This window comes from Thermoactinomyces sp. CICC 10735 (assembly GCF_016055175.1).
In the GTDB taxonomy this organism is placed as follows: domain Bacteria; phylum Bacillota; class Bacilli; order Thermoactinomycetales; family Thermoactinomycetaceae; genus Thermoactinomyces; species Thermoactinomyces vulgaris.
This window is the reverse complement of sequence record NZ_JAECVT010000002.1, coordinates 529773-553658: the sequence shown is the minus strand read 5'-3', so window position 1 is coordinate 553658 and position 23886 is coordinate 529773. Positions and strand designations below refer to the sequence as shown.

29 protein-coding genes and 1 riboswitch are annotated in these 23886 nt (G+C 51.9%); of the genes, 21 read left to right on the top strand and 8 right to left on the bottom strand.

Annotated elements, in window-relative coordinates; all coding sequences use genetic code 11:
- Genes I8U23_RS06070 through hxlB form a run of 5 tightly spaced genes read left to right on the top strand, consistent with a single transcriptional unit; the run spans position 1 to position 4266 of the window.
- A complete protein-coding gene (locus tag I8U23_RS06070) occupies positions 1-1296 on the top strand; it encodes an MFS transporter (protein WP_049720499.1) in 1296 nt (431 codons plus the stop codon).
- Between the two features lie 13 nt (positions 1297-1309).
- On the top strand, positions 1310-1978 hold the full coding sequence (locus I8U23_RS06065; RefSeq protein ID WP_049720498.1) for a bifunctional 4-hydroxy-2-oxoglutarate aldolase/2-dehydro-3-deoxy-phosphogluconate aldolase: 669 nt from the start codon (positions 1310-1312) through the stop codon (positions 1976-1978).
- Positions 1979-2009: 31 nt separating this feature from the next.
- Positions 2010-3047: a LacI family DNA-binding transcriptional regulator gene (locus I8U23_RS06060; protein WP_049720497.1), complete on the top strand. Its 1038-nt coding sequence runs from the start codon at positions 2010-2012 to the stop codon at positions 3045-3047.
- A 31-nt stretch (positions 3048-3078) separates the two neighbouring features.
- On the top strand, positions 3079-3711 hold the full coding sequence (hxlA, locus tag I8U23_RS06055; protein ID WP_181731164.1) for a 3-hexulose-6-phosphate synthase: 633 nt from the start codon (positions 3079-3081) through the stop codon (positions 3709-3711).
- 3 nt (positions 3712-3714) lie between these two features.
- Positions 3715-4266, top strand: coding sequence for a 6-phospho-3-hexuloisomerase (hxlB, locus tag I8U23_RS06050; protein ID WP_198050828.1), 552 nt, complete (start codon positions 3715-3717; stop codon positions 4264-4266).
- 126 nt (positions 4267-4392) lie between these two features.
- Here hxlB and I8U23_RS06045 read toward each other — a convergent pair whose 3' ends face one another.
- From I8U23_RS06045 to I8U23_RS06035, 3 genes are all read right to left on the bottom strand, one after another.
- The gene (locus tag I8U23_RS06045) at positions 4393-5784 is read right to left on the bottom strand and encodes an NAD-dependent succinate-semialdehyde dehydrogenase (RefSeq protein ID WP_049720494.1); all 1392 of its coding nucleotides are present in this window, start codon (positions 5782-5784) and stop codon (positions 4393-4395) included.
- Between the two features lie 110 nt (positions 5785-5894).
- Positions 5895-6341 carry a VOC family protein gene (locus I8U23_RS06040; RefSeq protein ID WP_049720493.1) on the bottom strand — a complete coding sequence of 149 codons (447 nt, stop codon included), beginning with the start codon at positions 6339-6341 and terminating at the stop codon, positions 5895-5897.
- Positions 6342-6408: 67 nt separating this feature from the next.
- Positions 6409-6915 carry a DUF559 domain-containing protein gene (locus I8U23_RS06035; RefSeq protein ID WP_198050827.1) on the bottom strand — a complete coding sequence of 169 codons (507 nt, stop codon included), beginning with the start codon at positions 6913-6915 and terminating at the stop codon, positions 6409-6411.
- 130 nt (positions 6916-7045) lie between these two features.
- On the opposite strand from I8U23_RS06035, the gene I8U23_RS06030 reads away from it, so the two are divergent.
- Both I8U23_RS06030 and I8U23_RS06025 read left to right on the top strand, forming a co-directional pair.
- On the top strand, positions 7046-7474 hold the full coding sequence (locus I8U23_RS06030; RefSeq protein ID WP_049720491.1) for a cell wall hydrolase: 429 nt from the start codon (positions 7046-7048) through the stop codon (positions 7472-7474).
- A gap of 17 nt (positions 7475-7491) precedes the next feature.
- Positions 7492-7830, top strand: a complete 339-nt coding sequence (locus I8U23_RS06025; protein WP_198050826.1) for a spore coat protein GerQ — start codon at positions 7492-7494, stop codon at positions 7828-7830.
- A gap of 65 nt (positions 7831-7895) precedes the next feature.
- Here the strand turns inward: I8U23_RS06025 and I8U23_RS06020 are convergent, their stop codons facing one another.
- Positions 7896-8339, bottom strand: a complete 444-nt coding sequence (locus I8U23_RS06020) for a YtoQ family protein (protein ID WP_198050825.1) — start codon at positions 8337-8339, stop codon at positions 7896-7898.
- 238 nt (positions 8340-8577) lie between these two features.
- Positions 8578-8680, top strand: a riboswitch (SAM riboswitch).
- A gap of 87 nt (positions 8681-8767) precedes the next feature.
- On the opposite strand from I8U23_RS06020, the gene I8U23_RS06015 reads away from it, so the two are divergent.
- The 5 genes from I8U23_RS06015 to I8U23_RS05995 all read left to right on the top strand — a co-directional run bounded on the left by I8U23_RS06015 (position 8768) and on the right by I8U23_RS05995 (position 13643).
- Positions 8768-10396, top strand: a complete 1629-nt coding sequence (locus tag I8U23_RS06015; RefSeq protein ID WP_121874245.1) for a nitrite/sulfite reductase — start codon at positions 8768-8770, stop codon at positions 10394-10396.
- On the top strand, positions 10393-10632 hold the full coding sequence (locus I8U23_RS06010; RefSeq protein WP_037994066.1) for a DUF3906 family protein: 240 nt from the start codon (positions 10393-10395) through the stop codon (positions 10630-10632). Before I8U23_RS06015 ends, I8U23_RS06010 begins: the two co-directional genes overlap by 4 nt.
- Positions 10629-11372, top strand: coding sequence for a phosphoadenylyl-sulfate reductase (locus I8U23_RS06005; protein ID WP_121874142.1), 744 nt, complete (start codon positions 10629-10631; stop codon positions 11370-11372). The genes I8U23_RS06010 and I8U23_RS06005 overlap by 4 nt, the downstream gene beginning before the upstream one ends.
- A gap of 150 nt (positions 11373-11522) precedes the next feature.
- The gene (sat, locus tag I8U23_RS06000) at positions 11523-12689 is read left to right on the top strand and encodes a sulfate adenylyltransferase (RefSeq protein WP_198050824.1); all 1167 of its coding nucleotides are present in this window, start codon (positions 11523-11525) and stop codon (positions 12687-12689) included.
- 81 nt (positions 12690-12770) lie between these two features.
- Entirely contained in the window at positions 12771-13643 is an 873-nt protein-coding gene (locus tag I8U23_RS05995) for a sulfite exporter TauE/SafE family protein (protein WP_181731159.1), read from the top strand.
- Positions 13644-13651: 8 nt separating this feature from the next.
- On the opposite strand, the gene I8U23_RS05990 is transcribed toward I8U23_RS05995, so the two are convergent.
- Positions 13652-14380, bottom strand: a complete 729-nt coding sequence (locus tag I8U23_RS05990; protein WP_037994062.1) for a S1C family serine protease — start codon at positions 14378-14380, stop codon at positions 13652-13654.
- Positions 14381-14569: 189 nt separating this feature from the next.
- Here I8U23_RS05990 and I8U23_RS05985 point away from each other — a divergent pair, with 189 nt between their 5' ends.
- Positions 14570-15151 carry a biotin transporter BioY gene (locus tag I8U23_RS05985; RefSeq protein ID WP_052186648.1) on the top strand — a complete coding sequence of 194 codons (582 nt, stop codon included), beginning with the start codon at positions 14570-14572 and terminating at the stop codon, positions 15149-15151.
- Between the two features lie 14 nt (positions 15152-15165).
- On the opposite strand, the gene I8U23_RS05980 is transcribed toward I8U23_RS05985, so the two are convergent.
- The gene (locus tag I8U23_RS05980; RefSeq protein ID WP_037994060.1) at positions 15166-15546 is read right to left on the bottom strand and encodes a hypothetical protein; all 381 of its coding nucleotides are present in this window, start codon (positions 15544-15546) and stop codon (positions 15166-15168) included.
- A gap of 63 nt (positions 15547-15609) precedes the next feature.
- Here I8U23_RS05980 and I8U23_RS05975 point away from each other — a divergent pair, with 63 nt between their 5' ends.
- A complete protein-coding gene (locus I8U23_RS05975; RefSeq protein ID WP_181731156.1) occupies positions 15610-15819 on the top strand; it encodes a YqgQ family protein in 210 nt (69 codons plus the stop codon).
- A 46-nt stretch (positions 15820-15865) separates the two neighbouring features.
- Here I8U23_RS05975 and leuD read toward each other — a convergent pair whose 3' ends face one another.
- On the bottom strand, positions 15866-16474 hold the full coding sequence (leuD, locus tag I8U23_RS05970) for a 3-isopropylmalate dehydratase small subunit (RefSeq protein WP_037994056.1): 609 nt from the start codon (positions 16472-16474) through the stop codon (positions 15866-15868).
- Entirely contained in the window at positions 16461-17900 is a 1440-nt protein-coding gene (gene leuC, locus I8U23_RS05965) for a 3-isopropylmalate dehydratase large subunit (protein ID WP_049720483.1), read from the bottom strand. The genes leuD and leuC overlap by 14 nt, the downstream gene beginning before the upstream one ends.
- Positions 17901-18087: 187 nt before the next feature.
- Here leuC and cobT point away from each other — a divergent pair, with 187 nt between their 5' ends.
- Genes cobT through cbiB form a run of 7 tightly spaced genes read left to right on the top strand, consistent with a single transcriptional unit; the run spans position 18088 to position 23837 of the window.
- On the top strand, positions 18088-19149 hold the full coding sequence (gene cobT, locus I8U23_RS05960; RefSeq protein ID WP_131470910.1) for a nicotinate-nucleotide--dimethylbenzimidazole phosphoribosyltransferase: 1062 nt from the start codon (positions 18088-18090) through the stop codon (positions 19147-19149).
- 19 nt (positions 19150-19168) lie between these two features.
- Positions 19169-20314, top strand: a complete 1146-nt coding sequence (gene cobD / locus I8U23_RS05955) for a threonine-phosphate decarboxylase CobD (protein WP_049720482.1) — start codon at positions 19169-19171, stop codon at positions 20312-20314.
- Positions 20299-20811 (top strand): bifunctional adenosylcobinamide kinase/adenosylcobinamide-phosphate guanylyltransferase, encoded by a 513-nt coding sequence (gene cobU, locus I8U23_RS05950; RefSeq protein WP_049720481.1) that lies wholly within the window; start codon positions 20299-20301, stop codon positions 20809-20811. The genes cobD and cobU overlap by 16 nt, the downstream gene beginning before the upstream one ends.
- Positions 20808-21554, top strand: a complete 747-nt coding sequence (gene cobS / locus I8U23_RS05945; RefSeq protein ID WP_049720480.1) for an adenosylcobinamide-GDP ribazoletransferase — start codon at positions 20808-20810, stop codon at positions 21552-21554. The genes cobU and cobS overlap by 4 nt, the downstream gene beginning before the upstream one ends.
- Positions 21551-22159, top strand: coding sequence for a histidine phosphatase family protein (locus I8U23_RS05940; protein ID WP_049720479.1), 609 nt, complete (start codon positions 21551-21553; stop codon positions 22157-22159). The genes cobS and I8U23_RS05940 overlap by 4 nt, the downstream gene beginning before the upstream one ends.
- Positions 22159-22863, top strand: coding sequence for an adenosylcobinamide amidohydrolase (locus tag I8U23_RS05935; RefSeq protein WP_049720478.1), 705 nt, complete (start codon positions 22159-22161; stop codon positions 22861-22863). Before I8U23_RS05940 ends, I8U23_RS05935 begins: the two co-directional genes overlap by 1 nt.
- Positions 22860-23837, top strand: a complete 978-nt coding sequence (cbiB, locus tag I8U23_RS05930; RefSeq protein WP_049720477.1) for an adenosylcobinamide-phosphate synthase CbiB — start codon at positions 22860-22862, stop codon at positions 23835-23837. The genes I8U23_RS05935 and cbiB overlap by 4 nt, the downstream gene beginning before the upstream one ends.
- The last annotated feature ends 49 nt before the right edge of the window (positions 23838-23886 follow it).

The window sequence follows — 23886 nt, the reverse complement described above, 5'->3', positions numbered from 1 at the left end:
ATGAAAACTTGGGCCGATCAAAGATGGATGCGTTTGATTCCCGTTGTTTTTATCACTTACAGTCTTGCTTATCTGGACCGTGCCAATTATGGATTTGGGGCCGCCGGCGGTTTGGCGGAAGATCTGAACATTACGGAAGGCACTTCCTCCTTGCTCGGTGCCCTGTTCTTTCTGGGGTATTTCTTTTTCCAAATTCCCGGCGCGCATTATGCGGAAAAGAAAAGTGCCAAAAGGTTGATTTTCTGGTCGTTGATTTTATGGGGCTTGTTGGCTTCCTTGACCGGACTGGTCAGCAATCTTTCTTTATTATTTGTCATCCGGTTTGCTTTGGGAGTGGTTGAAAGCGCTGTAATGCCGGCGATGCTTGTCTTCTTGAGCCACTGGTTCACCAAAGAAGAGCGTTCCCGCGCCAATACATTTTTGATCTTGGGAAATCCGGTCACGGTGCTGTGGATGTCCATTGTTTCCGGCTATCTGTTGGAAGCGTTCGGCTGGCGTTGGATGTTTGTTTTGGAAGGGATTCCCGCCGTTTTATGGGCCTTTGTGTGGTGGTGCGTTGTGGAAGATAAACCCGGGGAGGCCCGTTGGCTGACCGGACAACAAAAAGGGGAATTGAATCAACGGTTACAAAAGGAACAGGAGGATTTAAAACCGGTTAAAAATTACCGGGAGGCGTTTCGATCCAAGCCGGTGATTTTGCTCAGCATCCAATATGCTTTGTGGAGTATCGGCGTGTATGGATTTGTAATGTGGCTGCCGTCAATCATCAAAGCCGCGCCGGACATGGGGCTGGTGGAGACCGGTTGGTTGTCGTCTGTCCCTTACATCCTGGCCACGGCCATGATGCTTCTGGCTTCATACTTCTCTGACAAAATGTTAAATCGCAGTGCGTTTGTGTGGCCGTTTTTACTGGTTGGCGCCGTCGCTTTTTACCTTTCATATGCCTTGGGAACCGACCACTTCTTGCTTTCTTTCATCCTGCTGGTGATTGCCGGCGGCGCGATGTATGCCCCGTACGGACCGTTCTTTGCAATTATTCCGGAAATTCTCCCCAGAAATGTGGCGGGGGGAGCGATGGCACTGATCAACAGCATGGGAGCCTTGGGGTCGTTTGTCGGCGCTTATGTGGTCGGGTATTTAAACGGTGTGACGGGAGGATTTGGTGCTTCCTATATCTTCATGGCGGGATCTTTGCTTTTGGCCGCGGCCCTCACACTTTGGGCGGTCCGTGCAGCCCGAAAGGACAAGCTTTCCGGCCGCCGCCCGGATGTTGTTTATGCGTCGGAAGAAGGATAAAGGGGGAGTTGTCATGGGAGCGGAAGAAATCAAAAAAAGATCGGTGGTTGCCGTTGTCCGCGGGGCTTCTGTGGAATCGGCGGTAAAAATCGGCCAAGCGTTGCTGGACGGAGGCGTGACCGCGCTTGAAATCACGATGGAAACCCCGCAAGCGCTGTCCGTGCTTGAAAAAGCATGCGAGGTGTTTGGCGATGCAATGCTGGTCGGGGCCGGAACCGTTCTCGATGCCGAAACCGCACGTCTGGCCATCTTGGCGGGAGCCCGATTCATTGTTTCGCCGACGGTGAATGAAAAGATCATTCAAATGGCGAAACGGTACGGGGTGATCAGTGTGCCGGGAGCATTCACCCCAACGGAAATTTTACATGCGTTTGAACAGGGGGCGGATGTGGTGAAAGTGTTTCCGGCAGGGATTGCCGGACCGGGCTATTTAAAAAGCATTTCGGCTCCTTTGCCCCACATTCCGCTCATGCCGACCGGCGGCATTGACCAAACGAACGCCAAAGATTACATCCGGGCCGGTGCGGTGGCCGTCGGGGTGGGATCGTCCCTCGTCGATCCGTCACGGGCATTGACGGACGAATATTTGCGGGAAGTGACAAAACAGGCCGAAAAGCTGATGGCCGCGGTGCAGTCGGAACGGATTGAAGCTGGGAAAAAGGAAAAGGAGTCGCTACAATAAAGTCATCGAACGATTGAAAGAGGGAACAGCAATGAAGAAAGTGACCATGGCGGATGTCGCCAAAGAAGCGGGTGTTTCCAAGAGCACCGTTTCGCAATTTTTAAACAAGCGCTTTGAATACATGGGGGAAAACACAAAAAAAAGAATCGAAGAAGCCATTGAAAAACTGGGTTATCAACCCAATTTCATTGCCAGGAGTCTAAAACAAAAGCGCACTTCAATGATTGCGATTATTGTAGCGAATATCCTTCATTATTTTTCCACCGGAATCATTCGTGCAATTGAAGATTTTTGCCGGGATCATGATTTGCACGCGATTGTTTGCAATGCGGATGACCAGCCGGATCAGGAACGACGGTATATTGAAATGCTGAGGGCAAAGCAAGTGGATGGCATGATTATCTTTCCGACCGGAAAGAATCGGGATTTGTATGAACAGATGGTCCGGGAAGGCTATCCGGTGGTTTTCGTGGATCGCCAGACCGGGTTGGATCATGCTTATTCGGTGGTGACCGATAATGCCGCGGCCACTTGCCAAGCGATCAAACAGTTGATCGGACAAGGGCACCAACGAATTGCTTTTGTCGTGCAGCCACTGATGGTAAGCACCAGAAAAGGCAGATTGGAAGGTTACCGAAAAGCCATGGAGGATGCCGGTTTGCCCGTGGATCCCGACTATATCGTCGAATCCCCGGTGGATGAGGTGAAAAGCCGGCTGGAAAGCCTTTTTGCTTCCAAAGAGCGGCCGACTGCTTTGTTTGCCGGGAATGACCGGATGTTTCTGGCCGTCATGGAATTTATAAAAGAAAAAGGGCTCGTGCTCGGGGAAGAGGTGGATCTGGTCGTTTTTGACAATATTCCGTTTGCCCGGTTGATGGACCACCCCATCACGTTTATCGAGCAACCGGCAGCTGAGATGGGAAGAAAGGCTGCGGAATTGTTGTTTGAACAAATAAATGGCGGGAAGCCGGAGCCGGAGGAATATGTTTTTCCGAGCCGGATGGTTCAGGCAAATCCGCCTGCCGGCCCGGCACTTCCCGGCAATCGTGTTGATCCGGAGAGGAAATGAATGTTCATGCAGAGGGAAAGGAGACCGGAGGATGATACTGCAACTTGCGTTGGATCGGATGAGTATCCCCGAAGCAGTCCGGTTGGCCGGGGAAACGGAAGAATTCACCGATTGGATTGAAGTGGGGACTTCCATTATCAAGGAATTTGGAATGGCGGGAGTCCGGGAATTGAAGCGGACTTTTCCCGACAAGCCGGTGGTGGCGGACACCAAAACGATGGACAATGCCCGTTATGAATTTGAAAAGGCATTTGAAGCCGGGGCCGATGCGGCCACTGTCATGGGGGTGGCGCCGCCGGTTACCATCGAGACCTGCATGGACGTGGCACGCCGCCATGGCAAAACGGTGATGATTGATTTGTTGAACGTATCAGAAGATCAAGTGAGAGAGTTATTAAAATATGACGAGGCCGTTTTTTGCGTGCATGTGAGCAAGGATGAGCAAGAAGAAGGGGTGCGGCCTGTATGGAAAAAGTGTGCGGCGGTTTCGTCGGAGAAGCCGGTGAAATGGGCGGCAGCAGGCGGAATTACGCTAAGTTCCTTGGAGAAGGTGAGAAAGTCTTTCCATCCTTCGGTGGTGATTGTCGGTACCGCCATCACCAAAGCGGAGAATCCAAAAGAGGCGGCCAGACAGTTGAAACAAGCCATTGAAAAGGGGGAATAAGCCATGTCGACAGCTCAAGCCATTTTAAGAGAAGTGGAAGCGGTGATCGGGCAGGTGAAAGAAGAAGAGATCAAAGAAACCGCCGCGGCATTGCAAAAGGCGGGGCGGATCTTTGTCGTGGGGGAAGGACGCTCCGGATTGATGGCCAAATCGTTTGCCATGCGGTTGATGCATTTGGGTGCCAAGGTGTATGTGGCAGGCGAAACGATTACGCCATCCGTTGAAGCAGGAGACTGGCTGGTTGCCGTTTCAGGATCGGGAACCACCCGCCAAGTGGTTTGGACGGCGGAGAAAGCCAAATCCATCGGGTGCAAGGTGATTGCCGTGACGACCGATGAGTCGTCCCCTCTTGCACAAACGGCCGTGAAGATCCTCCGTGTTCCGGCGGCAACCAAACACCGGCGCGCCAATGAATGGAAAACCATTCAACCTCTGGGGTCGCTGTTTGACCAAAGTGTCCATATCTTGTTGGATGCCGTATGCCTGGAATATGGAAGGCTGAAGGAAGTGAATCATGACGAAGCGGTCCGCCGCCACAGCAATTTGGAATCATGATAAAACGGGGAACCGGAGACAGACCATCTGTTTCTTCGGTTCTCTTTGTTTTTTGATGAGAACGGGAGCGATTCAAGAAAGCGCCATGCTGAAAGCCGATTGATCAAGAACAATCAATCGGCTTTTTTACAGATTCCCGATGGATAAGTACTTTGTCTCCAAATACGGTTCCATTCCTTCCAAGCCGCCTTCCCGGCCGATGCCGCTTTCTTTCATTCCACCAAACGGGGCGTGTGCGGCAGACGGCGCTCCGTCGTTCCAACCGATAATGCCGAAGTCCAAGTGTTCATTCAAGTAAATGCCGGTGCGGTAATCATTGGTGAAGAAATAAGCGGCCAGGCCGTAAGGGGTGCTGTTGGCAATCTCCACGGCTTCTTCCAGGCTTTTGAAGGACAGGATGGGAAGAACCGGTCCGAATGTTTCTTCCTGCATGATTTTCGTGTCAAGGCCGGCTTGGCCGAGGATGGTCGGAGCGACAAAAAAATATCCTTTTTCGCGGTCGGCTTGGTAAGTGTTTCCGCACAACACGCGTGCGCCCTTTTGGAGGGCATCTTCGATTTGTTCCATGATTTTGTCAAAGCTTTTTTTGTTGATGACCGGACCGACGTCGGTCTCTGGGTTCAAGCCGTTTCCGACTTTTAATTTCCGCACGCTGTCCGCCAACTTTTGGGAGAAGGCTTCGGCGATGCTTTCGTGGACCAGCAGGCGGTTGGCGCAAATGCAGGTTTGCCCGGCGTTTCGGAATTTGGAAAGGATGGTTTGCCGGACGGCAAGATCAAGGTCGGCATCTTCGGCCACAATGACGGGAGCATGGCCGCCCAGTTCCATGGAAATGCGTTTGACGGTGGCGGCGCTGTTTTTCATCAGCAACTTTCCGACTTCAGTGGAGCCGGTAAAAGAGATTTTTTGAATCAGGGGGCTGTCCGTAAAGAGTTTGCCGACGAAAGGCCCCAACCCGTTGACATATTGGATGACCCCTTCCGGGATGCCGGCTTCATGGGCCAGTTTAACCAGTTCCATGGTGGTCAGCGGCGTTTCTTCCGCCGGTTTCACAATAAACGTACAGCCGGCTGCCAAGGCGGGTGCGGCTTTTCTGGTCATCATGGCCGCGGGAAAATTCCAAGGCGTGATGGCCGCCACCAGCCCGACGGGTTGACGAGTGACGATAATCCGTTTCGATCCGGTGTGGGCGGGGATGGTCCGGCCGTACAGCCGTTTGGCTTCTTCGGCGTACCAATCAATATAACTGACGGCATAGTCGACCTCCGCGAGGGATTCGGTCAGCGGTTTTCCGCTTTCCAGCGTCATGATCCGCGCGATGTTTTCCTTGTTTTTTTGAATGCGATCCGACCATACCCGGAGCAAGCGGGAGCGCTCATGGGCATTGGTTTTGGACCAAGCGGAAAAACTTTCGTGTCCTTTCCGGATGGCTCTGGTGATTTCCTCTTCGGTATGGGCTTTTACTTTTTGGATCAATTCCCCGGTGGCAGGATTTTTTACTTCAATCATCTCGGACATCTTTTTGCTTTCCTCCTTTTTTTGGACGGGGTCGGGGGTTCTTCTTCTATGATATCAGCCGGTGCAAGCTTGTCGATTTTTAAGGGGGTTTCGCCGTTTCAGCGGGAGGTTTATTTTTTTGCGCGGAGTTTTTCCCATTCGCTCCAATACATTTTCGGAAGATCCGGGGAAATGTCATCGGGGATGGTGCAGATCAGTTCCAGATTATGGCCGTCCGGATCTTCAAAATACAAAGAAGCATTTCTTTGAAACGGGCGCACCACGGGCTCGACCGGTTCAAAACGCCCGTCTTTTACCGGTTCGATCCCTTTTTCCTTGAGCCAGCGGATGGCTTCGGGCATATCCTCAAAGTGGATGCGAAAGGCGATATGTTTGGCAAATACATGGTTCCCGCCGGGCTTTTGCCAGAGGCCCAGCCAGCTTTTTTCAGGTTCAATCCACAGAAAAGCGACACTGTCATTTCTCCAGGCCGGAGTCAGCCCCAGTTTTTGATAAAATTCGACAGAACGGTCCAAATCTTCCACTTGAAAATGAACTTCATACAAGCCTTGAATCATAAAAGTTTCCCTCCTTGTGAAAAGCCGTCCGGGACCCTGTTTTCCGTCCCCGCGGACCGGATGCTTGTCAGGTGAATTGACCAGGTGATTTTCTTCTTTTCATGATATCTGTATATTCTGTAATTTCGCGGATGACCTGGTCCATTTGCCCGGACAGGCGACGGCGTGAAAAGCGCATCACTTTCCAGCCTTGCTTTCCCAGATCATGTTTTTTTGTTTGAAAGCGGAGTTGTTTTTTGGGACGGATCACCGTGTCCCCGTCGCATTCCAAAGCCAGTTTGTATTTGGGGATGGCGATTGCCACCCGATGGCGGTGAATGGGATAGTGGATTTTGACGTCACGCCCGAATTTGGAATAAAGCGCGTAAAACAGTTTCCGTTCCCAAGGATTGCAAGTGTGGAGGAGTTGGAAATGGATAAACGGGAAGAACCCCAGCCGGACTTGTTCGTAAATCCAGACAGGGATGAAAAAGGGGATGCACAACCAGTGATGACGCCACTTGCGGCGTAACTTCCGAAACTTCCAGGAAAGTTGGCGACAGCCGTCGGTTTGGTTGTTGAACAGGGGAAGCAAGCCGGTCACCTCCTATATTCAGAATACACCAAAAGAAGTGTTCTTTCCAAAAGATATTTCCAATTTTCAAAAGAATTGGCCGGTTCTTTTTTTGAGCAGGGGGGCATATGTTGGTCTCAGGGGGGATGGTATGGCGGTTATTCAGGCGCCGGAATCGCATGTCAAGCTGTTGGCCAGGTTGATGCGGGCGGAAGCGGAAGGGGACGGGCAAATGGGGATGTTACTGGTTGGCAATGTGGGTGTCAACCGGGTGATTGCCAACTGTCTCGATTTTGAGGGGATCCGCAATCTTCAACAGATGGTTTTCCAATCCCCCGGCGGTTTTGAAGCCGTGCAAATGCCGTATTTTTATCAACCGGCCCGCCAGCAGGATATCCGGTTGGCCCGAAAGGCCATTCAGGGCCAGCGTTTTGATCCCGCCAAACGGGCCTTGTGGTTTTTCCGGCCGACAGGGGAATGTCCGGCAACCTGGTTTAATCAGACGCATTCCGGAAGATATAAAAGCCACTGTTTTTATATTCCTGATGCTTCGGATTGTCCGGCTGTTTATCAATATTAAGAACTGGAGGGAGACAAATGGTGTATTGGTCTTATCCATATCATGCTCCATACCCGTTTTATTCCGACGCGCAGGTCAGTCAAAGGCAACCGGAACAAGGGCAGCCCCAAAGACAGGACCGCAGATTCTCGGAAGATTTGTTGCAAAGCAATATCGGAAAACGAGTGACGGCTTACATGACTTATGAAGGGAGCGAGGAATGGAGGAACCGGGTGTTCACCGGGGTGTTGCGCCAGGTGGGCAGGGATTATTTTGTTTTGCGGGATCAGGAAACCGGAAAAGATGTCATGTTGTTAAATATCAATTTGAATTTTGTAGTGTTTGATGATACACCGGCCCGGCTGACCCGGTCGTAACCCCTGGCGGAAAAAGTGTGAAAAAGCGTGAAAAGGGAGGCGGAAAACCGCCTCCCTTTCCTGTTTCATTCTTCAAAGATATAGGCCAGGGCATCCAGGGCCTGATCGACGGTTTCGACCGTCACTTGTGCCCGCTGGCTGATTTCTTTCAACGGATGGTGCAAGCTTTCCGGACGCACCAAAATCAGGGGCTTGTTTAAAGCGATGGCCAACGATGCATCCATTGCGGTGTTCCATTGCCGGTATTTTTCGCCAAACAAGGCGATGACGATGTCGGCTTTTTCCATCCATACCCGGGTGCGCAAATTGTTCAGTTCCGAAGCGGCTTGATCCCGGTAAACCGCATTGGGCTGTTTTCCTTTGATCAGTTCGCCGATGTCATCCGAACGGTCGTGATTTTCCTGCGGCCCTTTAAAAATGACGGGCAGGCCCCGTTCTTCAGCTTTTTGGCGCAGTTTTGCCCTCCAGTCGTCATGAATTTGACCTGCAAGATAGACGACGATTTCCATGATCCGGTTTCCCCCTTTTTTTGAATCATCTCTTCTATTGTAATCAAAGTGCGTTTTTTGAAAAAGACGAACCGGGATGCATGCCTTAAACAGGCGGTTTCGCAGGCAGTCCAAAGCCTTGATTTTTCAAGACAAAAGGATTCTTCTGAAATGGTTGACAATAACGGGAGTAATTTGTTAATCTAATTTCAAGCAATTAAAACATATTTATTTGATAGGTATTTATGGTTTAGGAATATCCTCATAAAGAGAGGCGGAGGGACTGGCCCGATGAACCCTCGGCAACCGGCCGTACGGCTTGGTGCCAAATCCAGAGAACAGTCACTGTTCGAATATGAGGAGAAAAAGGCAAGTGGCATCGATCCCTTTTTCCCTCATGGAAAAGGGATTTTTTTATTTTCAAGGAGAACGAAGGAGTGGAAGCGGGGATGAAAAACCATTGGCCTTGGGCGAACAATCCGGAACAGTTGAATCCGTTCGAATTGCAAAAGTTGGAGCAGGATGGTTTAGACATTATCGACGAGATTATTCATATTTATTCTAAGAAGGGATTTGAATCGATTCCCGAGGAAAAATTTGCTTTGTTCAAGTGGGCGGGAGTCTATCAACAGCGCCCGAAAAAAGACGGCTATTTTATGATCCGCATCCGTGTCCCTTCCGGGATTTTAAACAGCCGGCAGGTGCGGGTGGTGGCCGGCTTGTCGAGGGAGTACGGTCGCGGGCTGATCGATGTGACGACACGCCAAGCGATTCAATATCATTGGATTCGAGTGGAAAATCTTCCGGATATCTTCCGTCGTTTGGAAGAAGTCGGTCTTTACACCTTTGAAGCTTGTGGCGATTGCCCCCGCAACATTACCGGCAACCCGCTGGCCGGAATCGATCCGCATGAGTTGGTGGACACCCGTCCCATCGTTGCCAAACTGAATGAAAAGTTGCTGTTAAACCGGGAATTTTCCAACTTGCCCAGAAAATACAAAATTTCTGTCTCCTCCAGTGTCTACAATCCGGCTCATGCCCAGATCAACGATCTTTCGTTTACACCGGCATTGAAAATGTTGGATGGCAAAGAGACGGTCGGTTTCCATGTCTGGGTGGGGGGAGGACTTTCCAACCGGCCGCATTTGGCTCAGCAGCTGGATCTTTTCGTCCGTCCCGAACAGGTTGTCGATGTGGCGGTCGGCGTGACAAAAGTGTTCCGCGATTACGGATACCGGAAAAAGCGGCATAAAGCGCGCCTGAAGTTTTTGGTCGCAGATTGGGGGCCGGAGCATTTTTTGGAAATCTTGAAAGAGTATATCGGCGAGTATCCGTCCCGGGGTGAAGATAAAATCGCCGGTTGGAACGCCGGTTACTTCACCGGGGTTCACCCGCAAAAACAGCCGGGGCTGAACTATGTCGGGTTAAACATTCCGTTGGGGCGCACGTCAGCAGACGAGTTTGACGGTTTGGCCGATCTGGCGGACCGTTACGGATCCGGCTCGTTGCGTACCGCCAACACGCAAAATGTGATTCTGACCGATGTGCCGGATGACAAAGTGGAGGACCTGTTGAAAGAGCCTCTCTTGAAAAGGCTGAGCCCGTTTCCAAAAACGTTTGAGGGGTATGCCGTTTCCTGCACGGGCATTGAGTTTTGCAATCTGGCGCTGACCGAAACCAAAGGGTTTTTGAAAGAAGTGGTCAACTTTCTGGACCAGGAGATCCGGTTGGACGAACCGATCCGGATTCATATCAACGGTTGTCCCAATTCCTGCGGGCAACAACAAATTGCCGACATCGGTCTCATGGGCGGGAAGGCGAAAACGGCCCAAGGAATGGTGGAAGCTTACACCATCTCGGTCGGCGGGCATTTATACGGACAAGGAAAGTTTAACACGCAGTTAAAGGGACGGGTCACCAAAGAATATGTGGCGCCTGTGTTAAAAGAAATCATTCTTTTCTACAAACGCGAACGGAAAGAAGGGGAGAAATTCGGCGACTTTGTGAAACGTGCCGGAATCGAAGCGATTCAGAAACAGTTTGATGAGATCCGCCAGCGGGTGGTGCCTGCTGTATGAGCCGGGAATTGTATCTGTACCGCTTGGTGGCGGAGAAAGAACCGGACGGTTCTTACAACGTCATCGTTCTGGCGCCGACGGAGGAAAAAGCTTTCGAATATGCGGAAAAAGAGTTGGAACGCTACACGATCAAAACGCCTGCGGTCAAAGAGTGGGTGATTGAAGAGAAAAAAAGGGTTCGCCAAGGAACCGGATATGTATTAAACGGATCCGAAAGAAAGGAGAACGACAAATGACCCGGGAACGGTATTGGCCGACATTGAGTGGAGAAGAAAGATGGAATCCGGAACAAATCAAAATCGTGGCAGAAGAGTTGAAAGACTTCCATCCTCAGGAAATCATCCGTTGGGGAGTGGAACAACTGGGGGTTTCCCGGTTGGTGTTGGCTTGCAGTTTCGGATATGAAGACGTGGCTTTGGTGGATATGGCATTCAAAGTCGATCCGGAATTGGACATTTTTTATCTCGACACCGGCCTGCACTTTCAGGAAACCTATGAAGTCCGGGACCGGCTGTCCGAGAAATACCAAAAAGAATTCATCCGCATTTCGCCCGAACTCACGTTGGAGGAACAAGCGGAGAAATACGGCGGCGAACTGTGGAAAAGAAATCCCGATTTATGTTGTAAGCTCCGCAAAGTTGAGCCTTTGAAAAAAGTGTTGAAAAACTACCAGGGATGGATTACCGGAATCCGGCGTGAACAAGCCCCCACCCGTGCCCATACGCAGGTGGTGGAGTGGGATCAAGGGTTTGGGTTGCTCAAGCTGAATCCCCTGGCTTTCTGGAACACCAAACAAGTCTGGACTTATATTCATGATCATCAAATTCCGTACAATTCGTTGCATGACAGGCAGTATCCGAGCATCGGCTGCCAGCCGTGCACCCGCCCGGTCCGTCCCGGGGAAGATCCGCGAGCCGGACGCTGGTCGGGGACCAACAAAATTGAATGCGGGCTTCATAACAGTCCGGTCAATTGATTCACCATTTTTCCAAAAAGCACGCTCATCTCATTCCATTCCGCTTTGGCGCCGGGGGCGCTTGAATCGCGGGATCTTTTCAATCCGCATTGACCGGGAATCCCCCCGGGGAGAGGGCCCGATGAAAATGCTTGGAGAGGAGTATACATCATGGGAGATTTGATCGCACCACACGGAGGCGTGTTGGTAAACCGCGTTTTGACAGGAGAGGAAAAACAAGTTTGGTTGAGTCGGGCGGAGCATTTTCCGAAGCTTCCCGTTTCCAACCGCACCGTGTCGGATTTGTTTTGCATTGCCACCGGGGTTTTCTCGCCGTTGACCGGTTTTTTAAAAGAAAAAGACTACCGGTCAGTTTGTGAAACCATGCGGCTGTCGGACGGAACAGTCTGGAGCATCCCGGTGACCTTGCCCGTTCCGGAAGAACGGGAAAAAGAGATTGCCGGGGCGGAATATGTTTCCTTGCTCGATGAAGAACAAAACATCATTGCGGTTGTCCAAGTGGAAGAGCTTTACCGTGTCGATCTGCGTGAAGAAGCCCGGTTGGTTTACAAGACGGAAGAAGAAGCCCATCCGGGGGTTCGATATCTGTACAGTCAATCGCCGTTAAACCTGGGCGGGGACATCTGGCTGTTAAAACGCCCGGCATATCCGTTTGAAGACCGGCTGTTCGACCCGGCCGAAACGCGGGAGATTTTCCAAAAGCGCGGGTGGAAAAAGGTGGTCGGGTTTCAAACGAGAAATCCGGTGCACCGTGCCCATGAGTACATTCAAAAATCGGCTTTGGAGACGGTGGACGGACTGTTTTTGCATCCGTTGGTCGGACAAACGAAAACGGATGATATTCCGGTGGATGTCCGCATGAAAAGCTATGAAGTGATTTTAAAACATTACTATCCGGAAAACCGGGTCTTTTTGGGAGCGTACCCGGCGGCCATGCGCTATGCCGGTCCCCGCGAAGCCGTCCTTCATGCTTTGGTGCGCAAAAACCACGGCTGCACCCATTTTATCGTGGGCAGGGATCATGCCGGTGTCGGCGATTATTACGGCACCTATGATGCGCAGAAAATTTTCTCCCATTTTACGGCGGAGGAATTGGGAATCACCCCGCTTTTTTTTGAACACAGCTTTTACTGTAAAAAATGTGCGGGCATGGCTTCGTACAAAACTTGTCCGCATGATGACGAACATCATGTCATTCTTTCCGGAACGAAAGTGAGAAAGATGTTGTCGGAAGGAATTGCGCCGCCTCCGGAATTTTCCCGTCCCGAAGTGGTGGAAGTATTAATTGAGGGGCTCCGGAATAAAGTGGGGGTGTAGAACTTGTGGCGGGAGCTTGCCTGATGCGGCGCTCCCCTTTCATCCATTGCAAAAATGAATGCTTGTTTAAGGGGGGCATTTATGAAAAAACTCCTGATTCTTGGCATTGTCGGTTTTTTCGCCCAGTTGATTGACGGATCGCTGGGAATGGCTTACGGGGCAACTTCCGCTTCTTTGCTTTTGTTTTTCGGGGTGGCTCCTGCAGTGGCTTCGGCATCGATTCATCTGGCGGAAGTGGCGACGACCGCTGTCTCCGGCGCGTCCCATTTATGGTTTGGAAATGTGGACAAAAAAATCCTCTTCAAACTGGCTGTTCCGGGAGGTGTCAGTGCTTTTGCGGGAGCCGCTTTTTTAAGCGGTATACCGGGAGACCGGATCAAACCGTTTATCTCTTTGTTTTTAATGCTGATGGGGATTTATATTGTTTGTCGATATATCACAGTTTCCTCGCGGAAAGCCAAAAAAACGAATTTATCCAATACTTATTTGATTCCGCTCGGATTGGCGGGAGGATTTTTTGATGCTGTCGGAGGCGGGGGATGGGGTCCGATTACCACCCCTATGTTGTTGGCAAGAGATGCCGTCACACCCAGAAAAGTGATTGGCACGGTGGATACCAGCGAATTTATTGTGGCTGTTTCCGCCTCCTTGGGATTTTTCCTCTTCCTCGGTTGGGAAACCTTTCATGCCTACTGGGTGGCAGCCATCGTGATTGGCGGAGTCGTGGCGGCCCCGATTGCGGCATGGCTGGTGCGGGTGATCCCGTCCCATTTGCTGGGCGTGTTGGTCGGCGGTTTCATTGTTCTGGTCAATGTGGGCCCGGTGTTGAAATTTTTGAAGGTTCCCTCCACCGGACAATGGGGGGTTTACGCAATCATTTTGGTCTTGTGGGCCGGTTCGGTGCTTTGGAATATGAAAAACAAAGGGAAAAAGGAGCAAACCCTCAGTGTTTGACTCTGGCATCATTGGGGCAAATAGCGCTTGATATGCGGGCGGATCTCTTCCATGGGGATGGCGAATCCGAGACATTGGGATGGATAAATGATCAGTGTGTTCATTCCGATCACTTTTCCCTGGAGGTTGATCAAAGGGCCGCCGCTGTTTCCCGGATTGATGGCGGCATCGGTCTGGATCACGTTTTTATAATAACGCCGCCCGACTTTAAGCGGCCGGTTTTTGCCGCTGATGATCCCAACCGTGACCGTGTGTTCCAAGCCGAAAGGGTTGCCGACCGCCAATACCCATTCCCCGATGTCGGCATCCCGGGAAGTTCCCAGGGACAATGCGGGTAACGGACGCGGGGATTTGATTTTGACGACGGCCAAATCGCGTTTGTCATCGGTCCAAACCGGCATTCCGGTGAAAGGTGTTTGGAAGTGATCCAACTTTACATCAATGCGTGAAGCATTTTTGATGACATGGGCATTGGTTAAAATGTAGCCTTGCGGGTGAATGATAAACCCGGAACCAAAATGGTTTTTGGGAGGGGCCGGAGGATCGTTCAGTTCGGGGACAAACAGGTGAAGCAAATTTCTGGGAAGCGACAGATAAGTCCCCGGGCTTTTTTCCTGGGTGATGATGGAAACCACCCCTCTCCGGACACGGCGGTAGACCGGCACAAAGATGTTCGCCGGGTGTGGTGCAGGCGAAACGACCGACAGACGTTGTTTTTTTAACTTTCCATCAGGCATCCATTTCACTCCCCATCCGCGAAGCCAGGTTGTATATCATATGGCTGCAGCCGGGAAGGAGGAAGGGCGGATGACTCAAGTGCCGGTCAAAAGCCAATTGTAAACCTTATTGATAAATGAAGTTGACAATAAATGCAGGGATCGCTATTGTAATGAGTAGAAAATCATTTATCGAAATGAGGTTTGCTGATGCGTCGATCTGCTTTGAAGGTGCGGGATATGACATGGATGGCCATGTTTGTTGCCATGCTGGCGGTCAGCGGGGCCTTTGCGATTCATATCGGCCCGGCTCCGATTACCTTGCAAACCCTTGTGGTGATGCTGGCGGGGTCCGTGCTGGGGGCCCGGCGGGGAATGATTTCCATGATTGTCTTTATTGCCCTGGTCATCGCCGGAGCGCCGGTTTTAAGCGGGGGTAAAAGCGGAATCGCCGCTTTGGCCGGCCCGACGGGAGGTTACATCATCAGCTGGGTGTTTGCGGCCGGATTGACCGGTTGGATGGTGGAAAGATGGATCCGAAAGGGCACACTCAATGCTTGGAAACTCGGATTGGCCCATGTCGTCGGCGGAGTGATTTTGATTCATTTGATTGGTTTTCCGTGGCTGGTTACGGTGCTTGACCTTCCGCTGAACCAAACCACATGGATTTCCTCTCTGTTGGTTTTTCTGCCGGGAGATTTGATGAAAGCGATCTTGGCCGTGCCGGTGGTGATGGCGGTGAGAAAAGCGCTTCCCCAATTAAGCAGTGTGCAACAACAAAAAAGAGCCTGACAAAGGCTCTTTTTTTATGAAGGTAACATCGTCAAATTTGTATGTTTTTCCACATGTTTTAAGAAACGATGGTTTAACGGTACGATCAAATCCGTTGCCCTGTTGGTGAACACACCGTTCCGGTTGATGACAAACAATTTGTGGACTGAGATTTTATAGTAACGGGATGGATTTTTCAAAGTTATCAATAAATCGTGATCCGGCTGTGGATGCAGTCCTTTTATCTCACAGGGAATGATGCCGATGACATCATTTAAAAGGATGTGATAGGATAAATGTGGTTTTTGGAAAATCAGTTCTTTGGTGGTCAGTGTGCTGGCCCAATGATTCCGTTTTTGGGATATGATCAAATGCCCGATCATTCGTTTGACGGGAATAAAGTTTGTATAAGGCAAAAAGAACACCTCTTTCAGTGAGGTTATATCCAGTATAACACAAGAGAGGAAAGGATACATCCGATGCGTGGCATGACTGAGGTTCGTCAGTTGTTAAAACAATTTGGAACCATCATTTATACAGGGGACCAGCTGGGGGATGTGGAGTTGATGATGGAAGAGGTCCGGGAATTAAAGGCGATGGGCCTGATTGATCCGCAAACGTTTCAGAAAGCGATGGCGGTGCTCCTTCAACAATCCGCCCGCTTCTCGCGCCGGCAATCCGAAAAGTAAAGGCATAGTGCCACTGGTTCAAGCGGCCTATGCCTTTTGCAATCCCTTATGATTTCACGCTGTAATAAGAGGGAAGCTCATTTTCGTATTGAGCGATTTGGTTTTCATATTGCAGCGTGATGCCGATGTCATCCAACCCGTTCATTAAACAGAAGCGGCGATAGGGATCGATTTCAAAGCGGAAGCAAAGCCCCGCATCGTCCCGCACTTCTTGTTTTTCCAAGTCGATGGTCAAGGTGTAACCGTCTTTTTTGAAGGTGTTTTGAAAGAGCCGGTCCACCTGTTCTTCCGAAAGCGAAACGGGAAGAATTCCGTTTTTAAAACAATTGTTGTAAAAAATATCCGCAAAACCGGGTGCGATAATCACACGAAATCCGTAATCCTGAAGAGCCCAGGGGGCATGCTCGCGGGAAGAGCCGCATCCGAAGTTTTTCCGTGCCAATAACACACTGGCTTCCTTGTATTCCGGCTGGTTGAGGACAAAATCCGGATCCGGGTTTCCGTCACCGGTGAACCGCCAATCGTGAAACAGGAATTGACCAAATCCGGTCCGTTCGATCCGTTTTAAAAACTGTTTGGGAATGATGGCATCTGTATCCACATTGGCCCGGTCCAACGGGCAAACGATTCCCTTATGTTGTTTAAGTGGTTGCATGGACTTTTCCCTCCTCATCCCGGTATTGCCAGTTGCGCACATCGACAAAATGACCGGCGACGGCTACTGCTGCCGCCATGGCCGGGGACACCAGGTGGGTTCTGCCACCGCGGCCTTGCCGGCCCTCGAAGTTCCGGTTGGAAGTGGAGGCGCATCGCTCACCGGGTTTCAAAATATCCGGATTCATTCCCAAACACATGCTGCAACCCGACTCGCGCCATTCGAACCCGGCTTCCAAAAATATTTTGTCCAATCCTTCCTTTTCCGCCTGCAGTTTCACTTGTTGGGAACCGGGAACCACCATGGCCTTCACTTGCGGGGCCACTTTGTATCCTCTGACCACTTTGGCCGCCGCCCGCAAATCTTCAATGCGTGAATTGGTACAGGAGCCGATGAATACTTGATCAATCTCGATTTCCGATATCGGCGTGCCCGGTTTCAATCCCATGTACTCCAACGCCCGCCGGGCCGCTTTGGCTTCGGTTTCTGTCGGGAAAGAGGAAGGGTCCGGCACGGTTTCGGTGATATCCGTCCCCATTCCAGGGCTGGTTCCCCAGGTTACCTGCGGTGCAATGGATGAGGCGTCGATTTCGATGTACGCATCATACATCGCACCCGGATCGCTGGACAGCTGCCGCCATTCTCGGACCGCTTTTTCAAAGGCTTCCCCTTTGGGGGCGTAAGGGCGGCCTTTCAAATATTCAAAAGTGGTTTCATCCGGAGCGATCATGCCGGCACGGGCACCCGCTTCAATGGACATGTTGCATACCGTCATCCGTTCTTCCATGGACATTTTTTCAATAGGTTTGCCGGTATATTCAATCACATAGCCGGTGGCTCCGTCCGTGCCGATTTGGCGGATCACGGCAAGAATGGCATCTTTGGCGGTGACACCGGGGCGAAGTTCCCCGTTAAAGTGGATGCGCATCGTTTTGGGCTTGAGTTGATGCAAACATTGCGTGGCCAAGACGTGTTCCACTTCACTGGTTCCGATGCCGAATGCCAAGGCGCCGAATGCCCCGTGTGTGGAAGTGTGGCTGTCCCCGCATACGATGGTTTTCCCGGGCAGGGTGAGCCCGAGCTCGGGGCCGATGACGTGGACAATTCCTTGGTTTTGGTGATGCAGATCGAAAAGGGAAATGCCAAATTCTTTGCAGTTTTTCTCCAAGGTTTCCATTTGTTTTTGGGAAATCGGGTCTTTGACCGGCAAATGGCGGTCGGTGGTGGGAACATTGTGATCCATGGTGGCGACGGTCAAATCCGGCCGCCGGACTTTGCGCCCCTGAAGACGCAATCCTTCAAAAGCTTGCGGGGAGGTGACTTCATGCACCAAATGCAAATCGATGTACAAGATGGCGGGTTTTCCTTTTTCCTGCTCAATGACATGGCGATCCCAAACCTTCTCAAACAATGTTCGTGGTCTCAATTTGCTCACCTCATCTTTTATCTCAGCTCGTCAAAGAAACGGGGAAATAAAGAAAGGGTAATTGAAGAATATTTTAACAAAATGAATTTATCTTTCAACAACCAATTTTTTAACAACGGGTTTGTCCGGCTGTTTCATCTATAATATCCTTGAATGAAGATACCGGAAGAAAGCGGGGGAGGAGACATTGATCAACGGAATAGAAAAGATTGAAATTCCGCCGGTCGACAAAGAAACGGCCGGCAAAATGAAACAACATGTCGATCAATTGACCAAACCGGTCGGCAGCTTGGGGCAATTGGAAGAAATCATGATCCGCTTGGCCGCCATCACGGGGGAAATGTTCCCTGATTTGAGTCAAAAAGCGGTGGCCGTGTTTTGCGGGGATCACGGGGTGACCGAAGAAGGGGTCAGTCCGTATCCGAAAGAAGTGACCGGCCTGATGATGCAAACCTTCGACCGTGGAAAAGCGGCGGTGAATCTTTTGGCTGAAGCGGCCGGCGCCGGGCTGGTTGTGGTGGATGTCGGGAGTGAATGGGAGGAAACCCCGGGATCCGTGCTCTCTGCCCGGGTACGCAAAGGCACGCGCAACTTTTTAAAAGAAAAGGCGATGACCCGCCAAGAAGTGGTGGAAGCGATCCGGGTGGGGAGAGAGACTGTCCGGCAGTTGGGCGAAAAGAACGTCCGCCTGTTGGCTGTGGGGGAATTGGGAATCGGCAATACCACGGCAGGGGCTGCGGTGGCAGCCGGGCTCACGGGAAAACCGGTTTCGTCATTGACGGGAAAAGGTTCCGGGGTTTCTCCGGAGGCTTATGCGCGAAAATGTGAAGTGATCCAAAAGGCCATCGATTTTCACCGGCCCGATCCGGAAAATCCGCTGGAGGTGTTGGAAAAAGTCGGCGGGCTGGAGATTGCAGCCATGGTGGGAGCTTATGTGGGGGCGGCCGAACACCGGATTCCCGTCATCATGGATGGATTGATTTCCACGGCGGCAGCTTTGGCGGCGGTGAGATGGAAACCGGAGGTCCGCCCCTGTTTGTTTGCTTCCCATCTGTCGGTGGAACCGGGACATGCCGTATTGCTGGATGAGCTGGGTTTTAAACCGTTGCTGCATGCAGAGATGCGTTTGGGGGAAGCCAGCGGTGCGGCTCTTGTGATGCCGATGTTTGAGACGGCGGTAAAGTTGGCCCGAAATATGGCCGTATTTGCCGATTTGGGACTTTCTGCCCCGCAAGGCGAAAAGAACTGACCAGAAAGGGTGAAAAAAAATGGCAAGCTTGGAGCGGTTCGGACACGGAGGGGATTTGCTGACGGCCAGTGAGCTTTTTTCCAGAGAACAAGAGGAATGGATTGATTTCAGCTCCAATATTTATCCTTACGGTCCGCCGGAAATCGTCAAAGAAGTGATCCGGGAGTTGGTCGAAGAAAGAGAAATGCCGGTGTTATCAAGATATCCGGATCCGGCCTGCCGCGGGTTGAAACAGGCGATCGCCCGTTTTCACCGGATTTCCGCGGACATGGTGTTGCCGGGAAACGGGGCTGCCGAGTTGATTGATCTGTTGATCCAGGCCTTCCGGCCGTCCCGGGTGGGGGTGGTGGATCCTTCTTTTGTCGAGTACAGGCAATGTGCCCGGAAGAGAAACATTCCCGTGGATCATCTGGTGACCGGCTGGGAGCAGCAATTTTTGCCGTCCCTGGAAGAAATGGACCGGCTGTTGAGACGGGTGGACTTGGTATTCATCGGTTATCCCAACAACCCCACCGGGCATTTGATTGATGCCGGCCGGATGTTGGAATGGATCCGCCGGGCCGGACGGTATCAAACCATTTTGGTTGTGGATGAAGCTTTTATGGATTTTGTGGAGCCAAAGGAAGACCGGTCGTTGATTTCACGGGTGAAGGAGCATCCCCAATTGATTGTGGTTCGTTCCATGACGAAGTTTTTTTCGCTGCCCGGTTTGCGTTTGGGTTATCTTGTGGCGGATGAAGCGGTGATTTCCCGGATTCGGGCGCTTCAGGTTCCCTGGAGTGTGAACGGATTGGCGCAAATGATCGGCTGCGCGGTTTTGCGGGAGGAAGTTTACCGGCCGCACGCCCGAAAGGTGAGCGGGTGGCTGGAAACAGAGCGGGAAACGATGATCCGGGAATTGAACCGTCTGGACGGTTTTCAGGTTTTTCCGGGGGTGGCCAATTACTTGCTGGTGCGCATGTCGGTCAACGGAAAAAACGTTTCGGATCTGCAATTCGACTTGGCCCGGGAAGGGTTATTGATCCGGAGTTGTTCCAATTATGAAGGGTTGGAGGATGATTGTTTCCGGATCGCGGTCAAAAAACCGGAGCAGAATCTGCTGTTCAGGCAGGCGCTTGAAGAATGGAGCCGGAAGGAAGGCGGGATATCATGGGCATCAAGTTGATCACCGGCGGCGTCCGTTCCGGCAAAAGCCGCTTTGCTGAATCATTGTGCATGGATGCCGAATATGTCACTTATGTGGCGACCGGAGTTGCTTCGGACGAAGAGATGAAAAAGAGGATCGAACATCACCGGAAAAGGCGCCCGGACCACTGGTGCGTGGTGGAAGAGCCGCACCGGTTGGCCCGGGTCATTCAAACGGTCCCGCCACACCATCTCGTGTTGGTGGACAGCCTGACCGCATGGGTGAGCAATCAATTGATGTTGTACAAAGAAGAATGGGAAGAACATTTGAAACAAGACGCCCGCGATTGGCTGGAAACGTTAAAACCGTATGAGGCCGTCCTGGTCGCCGATGAAGTCGGTCTGGGCGGTGTGGCCATGCATCCGGTGAGCCGGGCGTTTCAAGACGGTTTGGGCTGGCTCAACCAGGAGGTTGCGCAAGTGGCGGATGAGGTGTGGATGGTGATTGCGGGAATTCCTTGGAGAGTGAAACCATGAATGCATTTTTTCATGCCTTGGCCTTTTTGACCCGCTTCCCGGTACCGGTCCGGTTGGACAAAGAGGGGTTCCGGGAAAGTACGGTGTGGTATCCAGTGGTCGGTTTATTGTTGGGAGGCGTCCTTTTTTTGTTTGATCAATTGATTGCCGGGTGGTTTCCGGCTCCGGTCCGGGTGTTGTTGGATCTTTCGGCATGGGTGTTTTTCACCGGCGGATTGCACTTGGACGGTTGGATGGATATGGCCGATGGATTCGGATCCCACCGCGATCCGGACAAAATCCGGGAAATCATGAAAGATTCCCGGGTCGGGGCCATGGGGGCGATTGCCGCCATTTTGCTGTTGATGTTAAAAGCGGGGGCCCTGTTTGTGCTTGCCGGCCATCCGGATGCTTCTTTTGCCCGGGTGTGGATCACGGCCTGCATTTGGGGCAGGCTGGCCGCGGTGATCGGCATCCGTTTCTTCCCTTATGCCGGAAAAGACGGGTTGGGACAAGGCATGCGGGAGCGGTTCACCTGGCCGCGATTTTGTTTGGCTTTGGTTTGCACGGTGTTGCCGGTGGGGGTCGGTTTGGGAAGCATGGGTTTGGTGGTGGGGCTCTTTGCGGTTTGGGTTCCGCTGTGGATCGGTTGGAAGGGAACCCGGACCCTTGGCGGTTGCACCGGGGATTTGTACGGAGCCATGATTGAAGCGTCTGAATTAACCTGGCTTCTCTTTTTTACCATTCCGGGGGTGCTTTCATGATGCGGTTGATATGGATTCGCCATGGCGAAACCAAGGGAAATCAGATGAAACGGTACATCGGGCATTTGGACGAGCCGCTGGCTGAAACGGGAAAAGAACAGGCATTCCGGTTGGCGGAAGCACTTTCGCGCGAAAAGATTGACTTTGTGGTGACCAGCGATTTGAAAAGGGCCGTCCAGACCGCCCGTCCCTTTCTTCAAAAACATCCCGGGATTCCGGTGGCCGTCATGCCGGCTTTGAGAGAGTGTTCATTTGGGATTTGGGAAGGAAAAACGTATCAGGAAGCGGAGAAGTTGGCCAAAGAGGCTTGGTGGAACTGGATCCGTGATCCGGTCCGTTTTGCTCCCCCAAAGGGGGAAAGCCTCATGGATCTGCACCACCGCATGCAATGTTTCCTTCGCGAATTGGAACAAAACCGGCCCGGGGACACCGTGGCCGTTTTTACACATGGCGGCCCCATCCGCTGGTTTGTTGCTTATCATGTGTATCAGTGCCGGGACGACTTTTGGAAGCCGTCCATCGGGCACGGAGAGGGATGGGTTGCCGAAAAAAAGGAGGCTGAGTGGATCATCAGCCGTTCTTTGTTTCAGAAAGGAGACTTTTGATGGATTGGTTTCATCGAGCCAGTTGCCCGATTTCATGGACGGTTCACCCGGAAATGCTGATGATTGAGTCAAAACGGCCGTTGAAAGTTTTGACCAGTGCGGTTTACGGAAGTGACCGGTTCTCTTGCAAACGGATGATCAACCGGCATGTCGGACGCGATTATGCGGCGAAAGAGCCGGAAGAAGAGATCCGGGATTGGTTAACCCGGAAAAAGATTCCCCTTGACGAAACGGTCGTGCTGATGACAGCTGCCCGGGTGGACCGGGTTTGCCGCCGTTTTGTTGAGGAGAAAACCTTCAAGATGGCGGTGTTTGTCACAGCCGGTGTGGGAAATGCAGCCCGTGCCGGGGAATCATACCCGGTGTTTTGGAACGATCAGGAATACATGCCGCACACGATCAACACGGTGATTGTGATCGACGGACGGATGACACAGGCGGCAATGGTGAATGCCGTCATCACGGCAACCGAAGCCAAAGCGGCGGCACTGCAAGACTTGAAAGTAAAAGATGCCCGCGGAAACCCGGCCACCGGCACCACAACGGATGCGATTCTCATTGCTTCGACCCAGGATCCGGCAAGAAAGGATCTGCATGCCTATGCGGGATTGTCCAGCCCGTTGGGAAGCGCTTTGGGAAAAGCCGTCTATCAGGCGGTGAAAGAAGCCGTGCTGGCAGAAAGATACGGGGAGGAGAGCATATGACCACGGCCGCTGTTTTGATCCTGGCATTTCTTTTGGATTGTCTTTTTGCGGATCCCGCAAACCGTTATCATCCGGTGGTGGGGATGGGGAAAGCCATTGGGTGGCTGGACCGCCGCATCCGCTTTTTTGGCCGGAAAAGAGGGTGGAATGAAAAAGAAGAGGCGTGGAAGTGGCGCTGTGCCGGGATGATTTTGCCGCTGGTTGTGGTGGGTGGCGTTTGGCTTTTGACCTTTTTCGGGGTTCAAGGCATGAAGCAGCTGCATCCGGTGGCCGGCCTTTTGTTTGAAGCGGTGCTGGTTTGGCTGACGATGGCTCCGCGCAGTTTGGCTGAGTCGGGAAAAGACATTTATTCCGCTTTGGTGGAAAAAAAGATCGGTGAGGCGCGCCGTCGTTTGTCCATGGTGGTCGGAAGAGACACGGATTCGTTGGATGAAGCGGAAATTGTGAGAGGTGGTGTGGAAACCATTGCGGAAAATATTGTAGACGCGGTCATATCCCCTCTTTTTTATGCGGCATTGGGAGGAGCGCCGCTGGCCATGGCTTACCGTGCAGTCAATACCCTGGATTCCATGGTCGGATACAAAAACGAGACCTATTTGCACCTGGGCTGGGCTTCGGCGAGGATGGATGATCTGGCCAACTGGATTCCGGCCCGCGTTTTGATCCCGTTTATGTTGGCAGCCTTCGGTTTGTTGCGGCTGAGCCCGGGCCTGGCTTTTCAAGCGTGGAGGCGGGATGCCCGGCAACATCCCAGTCCCAACAGCGGCATTCCTGAGTCCCTGATGGCGGGCGGGCTTCAAATCCGGTTGGGGGGAGTCAATACTTATTTCGGCAAAAAATCGTTCCGTGCTTACATGGGAAAACCGGTTCAGGACAAAAAACCGGAACACCTCTTGAAGGCGATCCGGGTGATGTGGCTTGCTTCCGGATTGTATCTTTTGGCCCTTTCAGGGGTTTGCTGCGCGATTTTTTAAATAAAAATCAAGGGCATGTTCTTCTTGAAATCGGGTAAATACTGTAAGT

Bases quoted from the DNA above. Each gene is read 5' to 3' on its own strand.
- I8U23_RS06070 (WP_049720499.1), top strand. From the start codon at position 1: ATGAAAACTTGGGCCGATCAAAGATGGATGCGTTTGATTCCCGTTGTT.
- I8U23_RS06065 (WP_049720498.1), top strand. From the start codon at position 1,310: ATGGGAGCGGAAGAAATCAAAAAAAGATCGGTGGTTGCCGTTGTCCGC.
- I8U23_RS06060 (WP_049720497.1), top strand. From the start codon at position 2,010: ATGAAGAAAGTGACCATGGCGGATGTCGCCAAAGAAGCGGGTGTTTCC.
- hxlA (WP_181731164.1), top strand. From the start codon at position 3,079: ATGATACTGCAACTTGCGTTGGATCGGATGAGTATCCCCGAAGCAGTC.
- hxlB (WP_198050828.1), top strand. From the start codon at position 3,715: ATGTCGACAGCTCAAGCCATTTTAAGAGAAGTGGAAGCGGTGATCGGG.
- I8U23_RS06045 (WP_049720494.1), bottom strand. From the start codon at position 5,784: ATGTCCGAGATGATTGAAGTAAAAAATCCTGCCACCGGGGAATTGATC.
- I8U23_RS06040 (WP_049720493.1), bottom strand. From the start codon at position 6,341: ATGATTCAAGGCTTGTATGAAGTTCATTTTCAAGTGGAAGATTTGGAC.
- I8U23_RS06030 (WP_049720491.1), top strand. From the start codon at position 7,046: ATGGCGGTTATTCAGGCGCCGGAATCGCATGTCAAGCTGTTGGCCAGG.
- I8U23_RS06025 (WP_198050826.1), top strand. From the start codon at position 7,492: ATGGTGTATTGGTCTTATCCATATCATGCTCCATACCCGTTTTATTCC.
- I8U23_RS06020 (WP_198050825.1), bottom strand. From the start codon at position 8,339: ATGGAAATCGTCGTCTATCTTGCAGGTCAAATTCATGACGACTGGAGG.
- I8U23_RS06015 (WP_121874245.1), top strand. From the start codon at position 8,768: ATGAAAAACCATTGGCCTTGGGCGAACAATCCGGAACAGTTGAATCCG.
- I8U23_RS06010 (WP_037994066.1), top strand. From the start codon at position 10,393: ATGAGCCGGGAATTGTATCTGTACCGCTTGGTGGCGGAGAAAGAACCG.
- I8U23_RS06005 (WP_121874142.1), top strand. From the start codon at position 10,629: ATGACCCGGGAACGGTATTGGCCGACATTGAGTGGAGAAGAAAGATGG.
- sat (WP_198050824.1), top strand. From the start codon at position 11,523: ATGGGAGATTTGATCGCACCACACGGAGGCGTGTTGGTAAACCGCGTT.
- I8U23_RS05995 (WP_181731159.1), top strand. From the start codon at position 12,771: ATGAAAAAACTCCTGATTCTTGGCATTGTCGGTTTTTTCGCCCAGTTG.
- I8U23_RS05990 (WP_037994062.1), bottom strand. From the start codon at position 14,380: ATGCCTGATGGAAAGTTAAAAAAACAACGTCTGTCGGTCGTTTCGCCT.
- I8U23_RS05985 (WP_052186648.1), top strand. From the start codon at position 14,570: ATGCGTCGATCTGCTTTGAAGGTGCGGGATATGACATGGATGGCCATG.
- I8U23_RS05975 (WP_181731156.1), top strand. From the start codon at position 15,610: ATGCGTGGCATGACTGAGGTTCGTCAGTTGTTAAAACAATTTGGAACC.
- leuD (WP_037994056.1), bottom strand. From the start codon at position 16,474: ATGCAACCACTTAAACAACATAAGGGAATCGTTTGCCCGTTGGACCGG.
- cobD (WP_049720482.1), top strand. From the start codon at position 19,169: ATGGCAAGCTTGGAGCGGTTCGGACACGGAGGGGATTTGCTGACGGCC.
- cobU (WP_049720481.1), top strand. From the start codon at position 20,299: ATGGGCATCAAGTTGATCACCGGCGGCGTCCGTTCCGGCAAAAGCCGC.
- cobS (WP_049720480.1), top strand. From the start codon at position 20,808: ATGAATGCATTTTTTCATGCCTTGGCCTTTTTGACCCGCTTCCCGGTA.
- I8U23_RS05940 (WP_049720479.1), top strand. From the start codon at position 21,551: ATGATGCGGTTGATATGGATTCGCCATGGCGAAACCAAGGGAAATCAG.
- I8U23_RS05935 (WP_049720478.1), top strand. From the start codon at position 22,159: ATGGATTGGTTTCATCGAGCCAGTTGCCCGATTTCATGGACGGTTCAC.
- cbiB (WP_049720477.1), top strand. From the start codon at position 22,860: ATGACCACGGCCGCTGTTTTGATCCTGGCATTTCTTTTGGATTGTCTT.